Source organism: Thalassiella azotivora, assembly GCF_054781695.1.
On the sequence record NZ_BAAGTX010000002.1, the window covers coordinates 38,833 to 53,886 of the forward strand.

Annotated in this window: 12 protein-coding genes and 1 tRNA gene; 3 read left to right on the forward strand and 10 right to left on the reverse strand. The window is 69.6% G+C overall.

The window, feature by feature from the left end:
* Positions 1 to 10: 10 nt before the first annotated feature.
* From ACYVQV_RS01755 to ACYVQV_RS01765, 3 genes are all read right to left on the reverse strand, one after another.
* The gene (locus tag ACYVQV_RS01755; protein ID WP_461021724.1) at positions 11 to 775 is read right to left on the reverse strand and encodes a metal-dependent hydrolase; all 765 of its coding nucleotides are present in this window, start codon (positions 773 to 775) and stop codon (positions 11 to 13) included.
* Between the two features lie 135 nt (positions 776 to 910).
* A complete protein-coding gene (locus ACYVQV_RS01760; protein ID WP_461021725.1) occupies positions 911 to 3,316 on the reverse strand; it encodes a glycoside hydrolase family 65 protein in 2,406 nt (801 codons plus the stop codon).
* 5 nt (positions 3,317 to 3,321) lie between these two features.
* On the reverse strand, positions 3,322 to 4,101 hold the full coding sequence (locus ACYVQV_RS01765) for an HAD family hydrolase (RefSeq protein WP_461021543.1): 780 nt from the start codon (positions 4,099 to 4,101) through the stop codon (positions 3,322 to 3,324).
* 216 nt (positions 4,102 to 4,317) lie between these two features.
* Here ACYVQV_RS01765 and ACYVQV_RS01770 point away from each other — a divergent pair.
* Positions 4,318 to 4,393, forward strand: a tRNA-Arg gene (locus ACYVQV_RS01770).
* 14 nt (positions 4,394 to 4,407) lie between these two features.
* Here ACYVQV_RS01770 and ACYVQV_RS01775 read toward each other — a convergent pair.
* The 6 genes from ACYVQV_RS01775 to ACYVQV_RS01800 all read right to left on the reverse strand — a co-directional run bounded on the left by ACYVQV_RS01775 (position 4,408) and on the right by ACYVQV_RS01800 (position 9,957).
* The gene (locus ACYVQV_RS01775; protein WP_461021544.1) at positions 4,408 to 5,532 is read right to left on the reverse strand and encodes a tyrosine-type recombinase/integrase; all 1,125 of its coding nucleotides are present in this window, start codon (positions 5,530 to 5,532) and stop codon (positions 4,408 to 4,410) included.
* A 10-nt stretch (positions 5,533 to 5,542) separates the two neighbouring features.
* Entirely contained in the window at positions 5,543 to 5,731 is a 189-nt protein-coding gene (locus ACYVQV_RS01780) for a helix-turn-helix transcriptional regulator (protein ID WP_461021545.1), read from the reverse strand.
* Between the two features lie 201 nt (positions 5,732 to 5,932).
* The gene (locus ACYVQV_RS01785) at positions 5,933 to 7,480 is read right to left on the reverse strand and encodes a replication initiator (protein WP_461021546.1); all 1,548 of its coding nucleotides are present in this window, start codon (positions 7,478 to 7,480) and stop codon (positions 5,933 to 5,935) included.
* A gap of 3 nt (positions 7,481 to 7,483) precedes the next feature.
* Positions 7,484 to 7,957, reverse strand: a complete 474-nt coding sequence (locus ACYVQV_RS01790) for a WhiB family transcriptional regulator (protein WP_461021547.1) — start codon at positions 7,955 to 7,957, stop codon at positions 7,484 to 7,486.
* 8 nt (positions 7,958 to 7,965) lie between these two features.
* A complete protein-coding gene (locus tag ACYVQV_RS01795; RefSeq protein ID WP_461021548.1) occupies positions 7,966 to 9,441 on the reverse strand; it encodes a hypothetical protein in 1,476 nt (491 codons plus the stop codon).
* Between the two features lie 66 nt (positions 9,442 to 9,507).
* Complete coding sequence (locus ACYVQV_RS01800) at positions 9,508 to 9,957, reverse strand: plasmid replication, integration and excision activator (protein ID WP_461021549.1); 450 nt, start codon at positions 9,955 to 9,957, stop codon at positions 9,508 to 9,510.
* 161 nt (positions 9,958 to 10,118) lie between these two features.
* On the opposite strand from ACYVQV_RS01800, the gene ACYVQV_RS01805 reads away from it, so the two are divergent.
* Positions 10,119 to 11,225, forward strand: coding sequence for a helix-turn-helix domain-containing protein (locus ACYVQV_RS01805; protein WP_461021550.1), 1,107 nt, complete (start codon positions 10,119 to 10,121; stop codon positions 11,223 to 11,225).
* On the opposite strand, the gene ACYVQV_RS01810 is transcribed toward ACYVQV_RS01805, so the two are convergent.
* Positions 11,214 to 11,777 carry an NUDIX hydrolase gene (locus ACYVQV_RS01810; protein ID WP_461021551.1) on the reverse strand — a complete coding sequence of 188 codons (564 nt, stop codon included), beginning with the start codon at positions 11,775 to 11,777 and terminating at the stop codon, positions 11,214 to 11,216. The genes ACYVQV_RS01805 and ACYVQV_RS01810 overlap by 12 nt on opposite strands.
* A 273-nt stretch (positions 11,778 to 12,050) precedes the next feature.
* Here ACYVQV_RS01810 and ACYVQV_RS01815 point away from each other — a divergent pair, with 273 nt between their 5' ends.
* The gene (locus ACYVQV_RS01815) at positions 12,051 to 14,492 is read left to right on the forward strand and encodes an AAA family ATPase (protein ID WP_461021552.1); all 2,442 of its coding nucleotides are present in this window, start codon (positions 12,051 to 12,053) and stop codon (positions 14,490 to 14,492) included.
* Positions 14,493 to 15,054: the final 562 nt, after the last annotated feature.

Consider the following 15,054-nt stretch of genomic DNA (forward strand, 5'->3'; position numbering starts at 1 on the left):
GAGCGCCGGCTCAGACCAGCAGCGCTCCGAGCGCACCGACCGCCCGGAACGCGTCGATGGTGCGGTCGGTCAGACCGGTGTGCTGGGCCAGCAGCAGCACCGTCGCGGTCAGCGCGACGGGCGCCACGAGCGCCTTCTCGACCGTGGCGCCGGTACGGAACAGCCGCAGGCTCCACCGCCTCGCGCGGCCGCGGACCCACGTGAACGGCACCGGGACCCCACCGACGGTCAGCGAGTCACCCACGACGTGGACGAGCACCCCGCCGGCGACGGCGACGGGCAGCCAGGGCACCGCGTCGTGTCCGGTGTCGGTGAGCCACCACGCGGCGGCGGCGGAGATCGCCAGGTTGCCCAGGACGGTGGTCTCGGTGTTCCCAGGGATGACGAAGTGGCACGCGTGCAGGGCGAGCCCCACGGCCAGCGCCAGGCCGACCAGGGACGACCACGGGTGCTGGGCGGCGGCCCAGGCGACCGCACCGAACACCAGCGGGGCGAGGAGCACGTCGTGGGTGCCGTTGCGGTGCCCGCGCGCCACGAACCCGACCGCCGCGGAGAGCGTGGTGGTCAGGGGTCCCCACATCCGGGCGACCGTCGACCCGTGGCCGCGCGGGACCGGTCCCCGCATCGTCCAGCCACCGGAGTCCAGGTCGGGCAGCAGGGCGAACCCGCCCCAGGCGGCGACCCAGGCGACCTGCTCGGCCGGGTGGTGGACGGGGGCGAACGGCAACGTCGCGGCGCCGGCAGCCAGACCGGACAGGGCGTGCGAGTGGCCCATCACGGCGGCGCGTCCTCCTGGGGTCCCGGCGCCTCGGCGCACGGCGGGGACGACGCCATCCGTTGCGGCGCAACGGGTCACGTCGTCGAGCGCCCGCAGCCTAGGGGACGACGGGGACGCCGCGGCGCCGGGGGCTCACCGCGCGGAGGCGTACCCCCGGGGCAGGTGCGCGGCGTCCCCGGGGCGGCGCCCGTTCGGGGCGCGCCCGTACGGCTGGCTGACCGGCTCGACCCGCGGCGGGTCCGGGACGGGCAGGGTGACGGGCTGGTCGGGCAGCAGGTCGACCGGCTCCCCGTGGTGGCTGGTGGTCGCCTTCTCCCCCTCGACGAGGGTGTACGTCGCCTGCTCGCGGCCCTGGGTGCGGTGGACGTCGACGCGCACCACGCACTCCCCCCAGCCCATCCGGAAGCACACCCGGTCGAGCATCGGCAGCAACCGGGGCGCGAACGTCACCCGCCCGTCGTGGTCGCGCATCCCGCCGACCCCGGCGACGGCGACCGACCACGTGCTGGCCATGCACGCGATGTGCAGGCCGTCGTCCACGTTGCCGTAGACGTTGCGCAGGTCGGCGAACGCCGCCTCGGCCCAGTAGTCGTGGGCGAGCTGCAGGTGACCGACCTCGGCGGCGAGGACGGCCTGCGTGCCCGCCGACAGGGAGGAGTCGCGGACGGTGCGCGCCTCGTAGTACGCGAAGTTGCGCTGCTTCTGCTCGGGTGTGAAGTGGTCGCCGCGCAGGTGCATGGCGAGCACCAGGTCGGCCTGCTTGATGACCTGGGTGCGGTAGAGCTGGAAGTACGGGTGGGACAGCATGAGCGGGTACTCGTCGGGCCGGGTGGACTCGAAGTCCCACTCGGCGTGGGCGGTGAAGTCCTCCGACTGGGAGTGCACGCCGAGCGACTCGTCGTAGGGCAGGCGGACGGCGTCCGCAGCGGCGCACCACAGCGCGACCTCGTCGCTGTGGACGTCGAGGCTTCGCGCGAGGTCGGGCCGGCGCCGGCAGGCCGCGGCGGCTTCGCGCAGGTTCCGTTGCGCCATCAGGTTCGTGTACACGTTGTCGTCGACGACCGCGGTGTACTCGTCGGGTCCGGTGACGCCGTCGATGCGGAAGACCCCGTCGGCGGCGAAGTGCCCCAGGGACGCCCACAGCCGGGCCGTCTCGACGAGGACCTCGACGCCGTGCCGCGTCTCGAACTCGGTGTCACCGGTGGCAGCGAGGTAGCGGGCGACGGCGTCCGCGACGTCCGCGTTGACGTGGAACGCCGCGGTGCCCGCCGGCCAGTACCCGGACGTCTCCTCGCCGTGGATGGTCCGCCAGGGGAACGCGGCGCCGTCCAGGCCGAGCTCGGCGGCCCGCTGGCGGGCCTGCGGCAGCGTGGAGTGGCGCCAGCGCAACGCGTCCCGGGCGGCGTGCGGGACGGTGTAGGTCAGCAGCGGCAGCACGAACGTCTCGGTGTCCCAGAACGCGTGCCCGTCGTACCCCGGACCGGTGAGGCCCTTCGCGGGAAGCGCCTCCCCCTCCGCCCTCGCCCCGGTCTGCAGCACGTGGAACAGGGACACCCGGACGGCCTGCTGCAGCTCGGCGTCCCCCTCGACGACGACGTCGGAGCGGCCCCAGAAGTCGTCGAGGTACTCGCGCTGCTGCTCGGCCAGCCCGTCCCACCCGGTGAGGCGGGCGACGGCGAGGGCGGCGTCCACCTGGTCGCGCAGCGCGTGCGCGGACCGGCGGCTCGACCACCCGTACGCGAGCAGCTTGACCAGGCGCAGCCGGCTGCCCTGGGGCAGGCGGACGGCGACGGTGAATCGCGCCATGTCGTCGGACGCCTCGACGGAGGTGTCGGCGTCCTCGGGGAGGTCGAGGACGTGCGTCATGCCCGCGGCGACCCGCAGGTCGCTGCGGTGCGTACGGTGCACGAGCACGGCGCGGCTCTCCCGCCCGGCGGCGAGCTCCGGGACGAGCGGACGTTCCAGGACGGCGGCCGCGCGCGGGTCGCGGTGACGGCCGTTCGTGGGGGCGTTCGCCACGAGGTCGGACTGCAGCGCGATGTACGTGTCGCCGTCCACCGGCTCGACCTCGTAGCAGATCGCCGCCAGCGCGCGCTGGGAGAAGGAGACGAGGCGGCGGGACGTGACGCGCACGGTGGAGCCGCTGGGCGACGTCCACTCGGTGCTGCGGTGCAGCTGCCCGTTGCGCAGGTCCAGGTACCGCTCGTGGGACTGGACCTGCCCGTACCGCATGTCGAAGGGCGAGTCCCCGACGTGCAGGCGGATGAGGGTGCCGTCGGTGACGGTGACGACGGTCTGCCCGGACTCGGGGAACCCGTAGCCGGCCTCGGGGTGCGGCAGCGGACGTTCCTCGTAGAAGCCGTTGACGTAGGTGCCGGGGACGGCGCGCGGCTCGCCCTCGTCGAGGGACCCGCGGATGCCGATGTGGCCGTTGGACAGGGTGAACAGCGACTCGGCGGTGGCGAGGTCGTTCAGCTCGAGGCCGCTGGTGGGCAGCTGCCACGGGTCGACGGCGAACCGGGGCCGCTGACGGCGGATGGGGCTCACGCGCCACCTCCGCCGCGGCGCAGCTGGGCGAGGTCGGTGACGACGACGTCCGCGCCGGCGGCCCGCAGCGCGTCGGTGTTGTCGCCGCGGTCGACGCCGACGACGTACCCGAACCCGCCGGCGCGCCCGGCCTGGACGCCGGACACGGCGTCCTCGACCACGGCCGCCTCCCCCGCCTCGACGCCGACGGCACGGGCGGCGGCGAGGAAGGTGTCGGGCTGCGGCTTGCCGGGCAGGCCCTGGTCGGCGGCGACGACGCCGTCGACGCGCGCCTCGACGAGGTCGGCGAGGCCGGCGGCGGCGAGCACCTGCTCCCCGTTGCGGGAGGCGGTGACGACGGCGGCGCGCAGGCCGGCGTCCCGGACGGCGCGCAGGTACGCGACGGAGGAGTCGAAGACGGTCACCCCGTCGGTGCGCAGGTGCCGCTGGACCTGGTCGTTCTTGCGGGTGCCGATCGCGTGGACCGTCTCCGCGTCGTGGGCGTCGTCGGGGCCGCCCTCGGGCGGGGTGATGCCGCGGGCGGCGAGGAAGTCCCGGACGCCGTCCAGGCGCGGCTTGCCGTCGACGAACGTCAGGTAGTCCTGCTCGGTGAACGGCGGTTGGTCGTGCGCGGCGAGGACGGGGTCGAACGCGTCCTTCCACGCGGCACGGTGCACCGACGCCGTGTCGGTCAGGACGCCGTCCATGTCGAACAGGACGGCCTTGACGGACGGCGGCAGGCCGAGGTCCGTCAGGTCGGTGCGGGCATGATCCGGGCTGGGGTTCTGCGCGGTCATGCTCAGCACGCTAGCCGCCGCCCCCGCGCCCGGCCCGGTGGACGCGCTCCTGTCACGACGTCGTGACGCCCCGTGGCCGTGCGTGGCGGACGAGGTCACGGCTGCGTGACGACCCCGTTCGTCCAGGAGTGACCTCGGCGTGTCAGCGCTACGGTGGCACCCGCGTCCGAGGCGGTGCGCGCAGCGCTCAGCGGTGGGTCACGGCTCCGGGTGCGGGCCCCCGTAGCTCAGCGGACAGAGCAGCGGACTTCTAATCCGACGGTCGCAGGTTCGATCCCTGCCGGGGGCACCACCTGTTTTCGCAGGTCAGAGGCTTGCACGGCCTTCGGGGTTCGCGCCCGGCACCCGGTCCGACGACCCTGAGTCCGCAGTTAGTCCGCGGGCTGCTGCGTCGAGGCGGTCTGCGACGTCCTGCAGGTCGTCCTCGAAGAGCCCCGAGTAGACGTCCAGAGTCATCGCCGCGGACGCGTGCCCGAGCAGCCGCTGCACCGCCTTGATGTTCGCACCGGCGCTCACGGCCAGCGAGGCCGCGGTGTGCCGCAGCTCGTGCGGAGTGAGCCCGTCGAGTCCGGCCCGGCGAGCGGCCGGGAAGAACACCCGGGTCCGCCAGTTCCCGATCCGCAGCAGCTGGCCCTCCGGGCTGGTGAACACGAACTCCTCCGGCTCCTTCCCCTCCACGTGCTCTGCCAGGTCCGGCAGCAAGGACCGAGGGATCGGCACCGTTCGGACCTGGTGCGTCTTCGGCGTTCCGAACACAGCCACACCTGACACCTCGGTCACCGACTCCGCGACGACCATCCGGCCCCGCACGAGGTCCAGGCGCTTCACCCTCAAGGCCGCGAGCTCTCCGAACCGCAGCCCGCAGTACGCCAGCAGACGGATCACCAGGCCGTCCTCCCCCGCCGCCTCAGCCAGCGCGTTCACCTGCGCGTGCGTCAGGAACCGCTTCTCCGGCTTGTTCGCCCGAGGCAGCCGCACCCTCTCAGCCGGGTTCCTCGGGATGCGCCCGTCCCGCACCGCCAGGTCGAGCACCAGCGACAGCACCCGGTGCGCGTGTCGCACACTCGACCCTGACAGTCCCGAGGCGGACAACCGGCCGACCCACTCGCTCACGTCAGCGTGCTTGACCGCACTCAGCGGCACGTGCTCCCAGGTCGGCAGCACGTGCACCCGCAACGCCCCCTCGTAACGGTTCGCGGTGGACGCCTTCAGCTGCACCTGACCGGCCAGCCACCGGCGCGACCAGGCGCCCACGGTCACCTTCGAAAGCGACGGGTCCACGTAGGTGCCGGACAGCATCTGCGATGCAACCGAGTCCAACCACCGCTGCGCGTCGATCTTGCGGCGGAAGTGCCTGGCGTGCTCGCGCTTCGCGGCGTCCCGGTACCGGGCCCGCCACACCCCGTTCGGCCGCTTCTGGATGCTCGACACGACGCACCAATCAGGCCACGTCCGGGCGCCACGTGTCGTCCGCGGCGCGCTGCTCCTCGATCCACGCCTCGACGTCCTCAGCCTTGGCCACCACCCTGCGCCCGAGCCGGAACATCCGGGGCCCCTCACCCCGGTACCGCATCCACCGCAGCGTCGTCAGCGGCAACCGCGTCGCCTCCGCGACCTCCTGAATCGTCATGATCTGCACCCGAACCAACCCCTTCACGTGCGTTGCTGTGTCGCTGTCTGAGTCGCCCTCCCGATCCCTGAGAGGGTCTGGGCCGGACGGCGGCCGTCAAGGGCGCCTTCGGCGTCACTACGTGATCTCGCTGCGCTCGACCCTTGACCGCCACCACCCGACCCAGGAATCGGCGGGTATCGGGAGGACGCCCCGCTGTGGTCACGCGGCGGCGCGGGTCTCGCGTCGGGCGGTCGCCCGGTGGTCGTGCCACTCACGGGCCAGCGCGGCGGCCTGCGCGGCCAGGGCGGCATCACCCGCGGTCGTCCACCCCATGCCGTCGAAGTCCCACGACCCCACGACCAGGGTCGTCTCCTCGTCGGCGTCAGCGGCCAGGTCCGCATCGACGTCGACCACCTGGACGCCGTTCGCCTTCTCCCTCGCGGTACGCAGCTGCGCGAGCCGCCACCGACGTCGTGTCGACCGCAACCGGCCCAGGGTCGTGGAGTAGCCGCGGGACTTGGACGCGAAGTGCCCGCGGAACCCGAGCATGTGCAGCCACCGCCCCAGCCCCAGGTACTCGCTCGCCTCGGCGCGGGCGATCCGGGCGCAAGCAGCCACGATTCGGCACACGTGCGGCGACAGGCCCAGCCAGACGGCGGCGTCCGGGTCTCGCAGTCTTGCGGGCAGGCCGAAGTCCTCGCACGCCTTCGTCGCGTACTTGGCGATGTAGGCCGCGACCGTCTCCGGATGCAGCTGCCCCGCCCGGTCAATCCGGCCGGCCTCCCGATCCGCACCGGCAGTGACCGGGCGGGCGTCCACCTGCGCCCCGAACCGCAACCGCCGCACCACATCCCCCTCGGAGGTGGGCGGCGCGTCGAAGGCCACCCGCGCGGCGGCCTCCCGCACCAGCCCCGCCAGGTCGGCGGCGTCGACGTCGACCACCGGTGCCGGGAACGGAGCGTCCGGGCTGGCGAGCCGGGCCGGGCCGTCCAGGCGGATCAGGGCGTGGAAGTGCACCACCCCGCGGCGCTGGAACTCCGCGACCTTCGCGAACGACACCCGCACCAGGTCCATCAGGTCCGACTGCCGCACCCCCAGCCGCCCGGCGAGGGTCCGGTGCAGGGCGATGGTGAACCTGCGCCAGAGCTCCGGCGACCACCACTGCCACACCACGTGCGCGTCGTAGTCGTAGCAGTCCGCGCAGATCGGCTGCCCCAGCACCGGGTCGTCCTCGCCGTGGACCCTCGCGCACCACGTCGGGCGCCCGTGCGCGCACAGCCGGCCACCACGACGGAAGGGCCGGCACCGTCCCGCCTTGCCTGCCCGGTCTCGGCGGGTGGTGTGCACCGGCCCGAACCCCGGCGCCGTCACCGTCGCGAACACCAGCGGATGCGCGGCCACCGACGTCGGGACGCCCTTCATCCCTCCCGCCGCACCGGCCGCGAGCAGGTGCCACATGTCGCCCTTGTACTCGTGGCTGCACGAGCGGCACACAGCCGCGCGCCGGTTCCCGCACCGCACGTACAGCACCCCGTCCGGCTCGGCCGCCGAGTCGTACGCCGACAACACCTCACCCGTGGCCCTGTCGACGGTCGTGGCCGACCCGCGGAGCCGGACCGGGCGGGCGCAGAACCCACACGACGACGCCTGCTCACCCCACCGCTCCAGCGACCCGGCCCGCCACCGGGCAGCGACCTGCGACCCCACCACCGCGTCATCCACGACGGCCTCGACCGCGGCCAGGTCGGCAAGGGCGGGGGCGGTCATCTCTCAGGCCGCCTCGACACCCACGCCTGGCCGGTGCACCCGCTCGCGCGCCACGGTCGGCAGGACCGTGGGGACCGGCTGCCGGACGTCGTACTCGGTGCGGCCCATCGGCATCGCCAGCACCTCGGACAGCACCTCCGGCACCGGGTCCCCGTTCAGCAGCCGGGCGCGGGCGTGCAGCCGGGCACCGCGACGGGTCCCGCCCCAGATGCCGTGCTCGTCGTTCAGGATCGCCGCCGCCAGGCACGAGGACCGGACCGGGCAGTCCGCGCAGACCCGCGACACCATCGGCTCCACCCGGTTCGCCGAGGACTCGGGGAACCAGGCGTCCGGGTCCGTCGCGCAGCACCCCGCCCGCTCGGCCCACCCGGGCCGGATCTGCGCCCGCAGCTGCACCCGCGCGGCATCGGACAGCGGGTCGTCCCCGGACGGGTCAGGGGCGAACTCCTCCAACATCCGGCAGAACAACACCCGCACGCACATCGTCACCCCGTCCTCTCGCTCGCTGTGCCGACCGGCTCACCGGCCAGCCCCTCCGCCGCCTTCGTCGTCTCGCTGTGGCTGTCGTCGCGCCGAGCCGGGTAGGTGGCGGCAAGCGCGGCGATGTCGGCGTCACTCAGGTACGCGGCGCGGACCCGGACCGGCTCCCGCACACCGTCGACCCGCACGAAGGCCACCCCCGGTGTGCTCTCCGGGATCTGGTGGCACAGGGCTCCGGCGTCCCGGGCGCCGTCACCGAGCACCATGTCCACCTGAGCCTTCTCGTCCAGGCGCATCCCGACCTTGGTCGGGAACAGGTTGCGCAGCCCCAGCACCTCCTTGCGGGGGTCCTGCAACGCCGCGACCAGCACCACCCCCGGCGCCCGGCCCTGGGTCGCGATCATCGCCAGCGCCTTCTCCGCCCGGTCCTTGACCCTGCGGTCCGGCAGGTACGCCGTCAGCAGCGCAACCTCGTCCACCAGCACCACCAACAGCGGCTCCACCACCGTGGGCGTGTGGACCCGCTCGTGTGCCTGCGCCAGCCGAGCGGCGCGCTGGGTCATCACCGCCGCGGCATCCTCGAGCAGCTCCACCCCGTCCTCGGCGGTGGCCGCGAACCGGGCGAACAGCGCACGTCCCGGCGCGAGCTCCATCCCGCCCTTGCCGTCCACGGCCCACACCTGCACCCACCCGTCCCGCAGCGCCGGACCCAGGGCAGCGAGCATCGACCAGATCACCGACCCCTTCCCGGCCCCGGTCACACCCACGACCAGAACGTGAGTGCCAGCCAGCCGCAGCCGCCACAGCCCGCCGTCCTCCCGCACCCCGACCGGCAGCGCGCCAACGTCCACCGGCTCCACCACCGGCAGCGGCCGCACCGTTGCCGCCAGCGGGTCACCGAACAGCCACGTCACCGACACCGCCGAGGTGCCGAGCCCGCTCACCCGACACGACCGGGCACCCGCGGCCGCGGCGAGCTTGTCCGCCCGGGAGACGACGTCGTCAACGCACTGCCCGGCCAGCAGCCTCACCCGCCCCGTCAGCACCCCAGCGGCCGACGTGCGAGCCTCACCACCAGCCCACCGCAGCCGCGACAGGCCAGGCGTCCACGAGGTACGGACCCCGGTGCCCTTGTGCACGTCGGTCACCGCCAGGCCCAGCCGGTCGCACCAGCCCTCCCACGACCGAGCGACCGCACGGCGGCGCCGGTACCGCCACGCCTCCTCGACCCCTGCGGCCCACCACGACGGCCGCACGAACCACACGCCAAGGCCCATGGTCCCGGCCACGGACAGCGACGCCAGGACCCATAAAGGGCCCCCGAGACTGTGCACCGCGGCGACAAGCAGGAGCGTGGAGACGGTGAACGGGTAGCGCCATAGCGCCCGAGCTGCACCCACCAGCGCCACGAACAGCAGCTCGCACAGCCCGATCACCAGATCGACCACGGCGCCGTTGTCGTCCGCCTTGAAGTGCTCCACCCGCAGATACGCATCCGGAACCTTCGTCACCCGCGTGCCGCGCGGCGACCCCCAGCCGCCCACGACTCAGGCCGCCTTCCCCGGCTCGACCCGTCCCTGCCCAGAAGCCGGGCCGGACGACTCCGGTCGCTTGTCGGGCGCGTGCATCGACGTCGCCCGGAACGAGTACCCGATCTTCGGCCGGTTACCCCGGTCATCGATCCACGGCGTCACCGTCAGGCCTTCGAACACCACGGGCCGGAACGGCATCCCCGGCAGCGCGTCCGGAGGCACTGGCTGCACCTCCGCCGCGACCTTCACCACGACCTCCGCCTGACCGCGACGTCCCTCTGGGTCCACGTCCACCACGCGCACGGCCCACAGCCGCAGGCCGGTCGCCTTGTCGCGCGACTGACAGTCCTCCACGCCCGCCTGCCGCTTGTCGTAGTCCTCGATCCTCTCCACCTCACCGACCACAAACGCTCCGGCAGGAAACACCTGGTTGTGTGCGACTGGAATGCCGCCCTGGATCGCCATGTCTTGGACTCCTCTCACGGTCGCTGACCCTTGCAGCGTTGCGAGACGGACCAGCGGCGCCTAGATGACGCCGGGTGACAGGCGTTGACTCAACCCTGGTAGTTGTCGGTGCTGTGGGTCATGCTGGCATTTCAGACGGAATGGGACGTGCGGAGGCGGCCGTGAATGCGCTGAGTGAAGCTCGTCAGGAGCGAGGATGGTCGCAAACGGCATTCGCTCGCCGTCTCCAACTACTCGCCGAGACCTCCGGCACTCCGATTGCCGGCCTGCCAAGCCTCAAGACCCAGTTGTCCCGCTGGGAGAACGGGCGCGTTCAGCCCGATCCGATGTACCGCCGACTCATCCGTGAACTGACCGGCCTGACTGACGACGCCCTAGGTTTCACCACCGAAAGCGCTCCCAGGCCGATGGTGAGCGCCCTTGATGAACGACTGGCTGCAGCACGGGCTCTAACCGAACCGCTCATCGACAGCCTCACCGTCCAACTCACCGCCCTACGGGAGCAAGACCGAATCACCGGCTCCGCGGGGACCTTGGTCCAAGCCCGTGCCCTACTAGAACGATGCGAAGAGCTGCTCCACTTCTCTACCGCTGCAGGGATGCGCCGGAAGATCGCCAAGATCGCTGCTGACGTTGGGGCCCTCGTCGGCTGGCAATCGCTCGACGTGGGCGACCATGGCGCAGCGTGGCGCGCGCTCGAAGCCGCGGCAGCCGCTGCACGTGAGGCGGACGAGTCGGCGTTGCTAGCCCATGCGCTGGGTGAGCAGTGCTTTGCCCTCCTCGACCTGGGCCGGCCCGGCGAGGCCGTGGAACTAGCAAGGTTCGCACGAGGTCAGCGGGCATTGCCGGCGCAGGTCACGGCCTGGCTCTACGCCACCGAGGCAGAAGCACACGCTGCCCGGGGGCTGACCCGGGAGACCGTCCATGCACTCACCAACGCCGAGCGCCGACTCACACGCGCTGGGTGCACGGAGGAGACGCCCTACATCAAGCTCGACGCCGGACAACTTCGACGCTGGACCGGCCATTGCCTCGTCCTCGCGGACGATCGCCAGGCCGAGAGTGTGGTGCTGGAGGGCCTCAACGCAGTGGCTGGTTCGGGTGGTCGTGCAGAGACTGGCGCTCTCGTGGATCTCGCCGTTGCGATGATGCGTCGAGGCGCACCCAATGAGGCACACGGCGTCCTCAGCCAGGCCGAGTCCCTCAGCCGCAGGGTGGGGTCCATCCGTCAGCATCGGAGAATCGAGGCGGTTCGCTCAGCTGCGTGAGGCGGCGTCCCCTGCGAGCCAGCGGAGTAGGCCCACGATCGATCCGGAACCGAGAATCTCGCCCGCGTCGATCATCCCGAGGACACCGCGGAGTGGAATCCACCCAACCTCTCCCGCCTCCTCGTCGTCGGTCGGTTCTCCTATGTACTCGGCAACGTCGGTCCAGAACACCTCGTGCGGCGTGTCCACCATCCCGATCATGGGCTGGAACGCGGCAAGCGGCCGAAGATTGCTCGGTCGCCAGCCGGTCTCCTCAGTCGTCTCCCGACCGGCCGCCTCCGGGGGCGCTTCCCCCTGATCAACGATTCCACCGGGCAGCTCCCAACCCGTCTGATCCGTGACGAAACGATGCCGGCGAAGCATGAGCACCTCGTCGGCATCGTTCACGACGAGCGCTATAGCCACGCGTTGGAGCCGAACGACGTGGTGCTCGAAGCGCGGCCCGACGGGAGGCTGCACGTCGACCAGGACCAGCTTCACCCAGGGGTTGTCGTAGAGGATGCGCTCCCCGTGCACAGTCCAGATTGAACGCTGCCGGCTTCGCTCACTCACGGCGTGACGCTACCCGAGGCAGCCAGCTCAGGCGGCCAACGCCGGGCTCGCTCGCGAGCGGACATCAACCCCGACACGCACCTGACCCCAGCCGACGAGGCCGGGGTCAGGACGATGATGCACGTGTCGTCACGGGCGCATGAGACTTCCCATCGCAGGCAACAGAGACTACGCCCCTCGACGGTACGACAGCCCACGGTCGTCAGTCAACGTCCACAGCCGATAGGGCAGACACACGAATCAACACCCCGCGAGATGCTCTACACCTCTAGCATGAAGCGCTGCCCACAGGAGGAAGCCTTGGATCCTTACGCGAATGCCCGCACCAAGCTCCAAGCGCTGGTTGCCGCCGCGGCGCAAGACTCTGATATGAACGAAGCAACGACGCGTCTACGGCGCATCGATGTGCTCCTCTTCGATTGTCTCGGTTGGAACCGCGACGAAGTAGTCACCGAAGGATATTTCGACGGTGAGTATGTCGACTACGCACTCGGCAAGGGCGCGACGGAGGCCATCGTTGAAGCCAAGCGCGAAGGCGTCGCATTTCGGTTGCCAGCGGGGGTAGCTGGACGTCAGAGCGTTGAGATGCAGACTCTGCTGGAGGATGAGGCGACAGCGGCTGCGATAAGGCAAGTACTCAGTTACTGCCAGCAGCGAGGTGTGCCTGTAGGTATCATCGCTAATGGCCACCAACTCGTTGCCTTCTACGCATCTCGGCAGGACGGGGTGCCCCCCTTGCGTGGGAGGTCACTCTGCTTCTCATCCCTGGGGGAAATGCTCGACAACTTCTCAACACTGTGGACGCATCTGTCCCGCGACGGAATGGCGAGCAAGAACCTTCAGCGGGTCCTACTTGGGGCACAGTCCAGGGCTCTGCCCCCAGCCAAACTCGCGAACGAAATCACCAACTACCCCGGGTTCCGCGGGCGTACGGCCCTAGAAACAGACCTGAAGATCCTAGGCGGCCTGTTCATTCAGGACCTGGAGAGTGAAGAGTCTCTCAAGGATGAGTTCTTGCGAGAGTGCTATTGCAGCAGCGGCGCCCTCTCGCAGTACGCTCTCGTTAGCAAGGAGATACTGAAAGCCAGATATCAGGCGATTGAAGCTCTTGCCGAGGTGTCGACGACTCCTGCGCGGACCAAACGTGGCGTAAGTCAGTACCTCTCAGCAGACGTGATTTCTGCTGCCATGAGCCGCAGACCTCTGATCATTCTTGGCGACGTCGGCGTTGGCAAGTCCATGTTCATCAAACACCTCATCAGGATCGATGCGGCGGAAGCCCTCGGCGACTCCTTGGTCTTCTACATCAATTTCGGGACAGAACCGGCACTAGAGACGGATCTTGAGCAGTTCATTTATAAGCGCATTACCGAGCAGTTGATGGAAGACTTCAAGATCGATATTTACGAACAGGCCTTCGTGCGCGCTGCCTACAGCAAGGAACTGAAGCAGTTCCGCTCCGGCATTTACAAGTCCCTTCAGGACGATGACCCGGCAGAATTCCGGCGCCAGGAACTGCGCCTGCTGGAGAAGGAAACGTCGTCCGATTCGGCCCACCTGTGGAAGTCCCTGGAACACATCCGCCAGTCGAAGAGGCGTTCAGCAGTAATCGTGCTAGACAACATTGATCAACGGCCAGCCGAGTTCCAGGACCGAGTATTTGTTATTGCCCAGTCCCTCGCGGATACGTGGCCAGCCACCGTGTTTGTGTCGCTTAGGCCCTCGACGTTTTACGCGTCCAAGAGTAAGGGCTCGCTGGCGGCGTACCAACTTCGCGTCTTTACAGTTCTTCCCACTCGCGTCGACGACGTGGTGCTGAAGAGACTTCAGTTCGCTCGGAAGCAACTCGAGCGCGCTGACGAGGCTGGCGTCTTCCCATCGAAGCTTAGCTTGAGTGCGGATGACCTGCTCGCCTATATGGATGTCCTGCTCAAGGCGTTCACGGAGAACGACGACTTGAAGCGACTCCTTGACAACATAAGCGGCGGAAACCTACGCCTAGCTCTGACATATCTATCCGCATTTGTAGGCAGCGGCTACGTGTCCATTCAACGCGTATTGGACGTTGCGCGCAGCGGCGGGGTCTATACCCTTCCGATGCATGAGTTCTTGCGTTCGATCATTTTTGGCGAGTACGACTACTTTGACCCGAGCGCGAGCGACATCTGCAATCTCTTCGATACCAGTTTCGAAGACGGCCGCGAGCATTTCCTGCTGCCAATGCTCGTGAGTTTCATTCAGCGGGTGGGCGAGTCAACGCCGGGCGACGGCTATGTGGAAATCTCAGACGTCTACCAGTTCGGTCAAGGCGCAGGCTATGACCAGGAACAGATTGGCAGCCAATTGACTCGAGCCATCGATAAGCGCCTGCTTGAAGCGCCGGCTGGTCACCACGCTGGGGGACCCTACCGAATCACCAACGTGGGAAGTTACATGGTGCATCACATGGTGAAACACTTCGCTTACGTCGATGCCATGATTGTCGACACTCCAATCGTCGATATCGCAACCCGGCGTGCGATTCATAACGTTCAGTCGATAATTGAGCGCCTGGACCGAGCGGAAATATTCATTGACTATCTGGATAAGCAATGGCAAAAGGCAGGCCACGAAGACTCAGTGGACTTCGACTGGCCAAGCGTGTCCACGGCACTCAAGGATGACATCAGCGGCGCACGGGAGCGTGCAGTTGCTGCAGCCCGCCGGCACTCCTAACCCCTCGGGACGACGTTTCCTTGCTTCACCTCCGTCCGAAGTGCAGCGAGGCCGCCGATTGTGATCCGACAGGTGATGTGCGACGGATCTGCGTCACCCGACGGAGGACAGGCCGCCGATCGGGCGTGAAGAGTTTCCTTACTCCGTCAAGTGGCCTCGCTGCGCTCGGCCGCCCGCCCGTGCCGGGCGTGCGGCGCAGGCGCCGTTCCGGGCGCGGGCGGGCACCAGGCCCGGTGCCGAACGTCAGGACTTGTCGCTCCGGGATCCGACGCCAGCCCGTCGGGGTGTCAGGTCGAACGTCGCGAAGACGTCATCCGCGAGATGATCAGCGAGGAAGTCCGCGTCCTGCTCAGAGAGCGGCCCGTCCGGCTGCACGACACCGTGGACTCGAAGGCCGGCTACAAGCCGTCGCTGCAGCTCAACCCAGTCCCGCTGGTCACCCATACGCTTAACGTACCCGCCCAATCCTCGCTCGTGACACGGCGACGGACCCAGCGGGCTCGCGACTCGGTCCGCACTGAGTCCGCAATCTTCTTCAGAGCCTCCCAACCTGACCATCGCC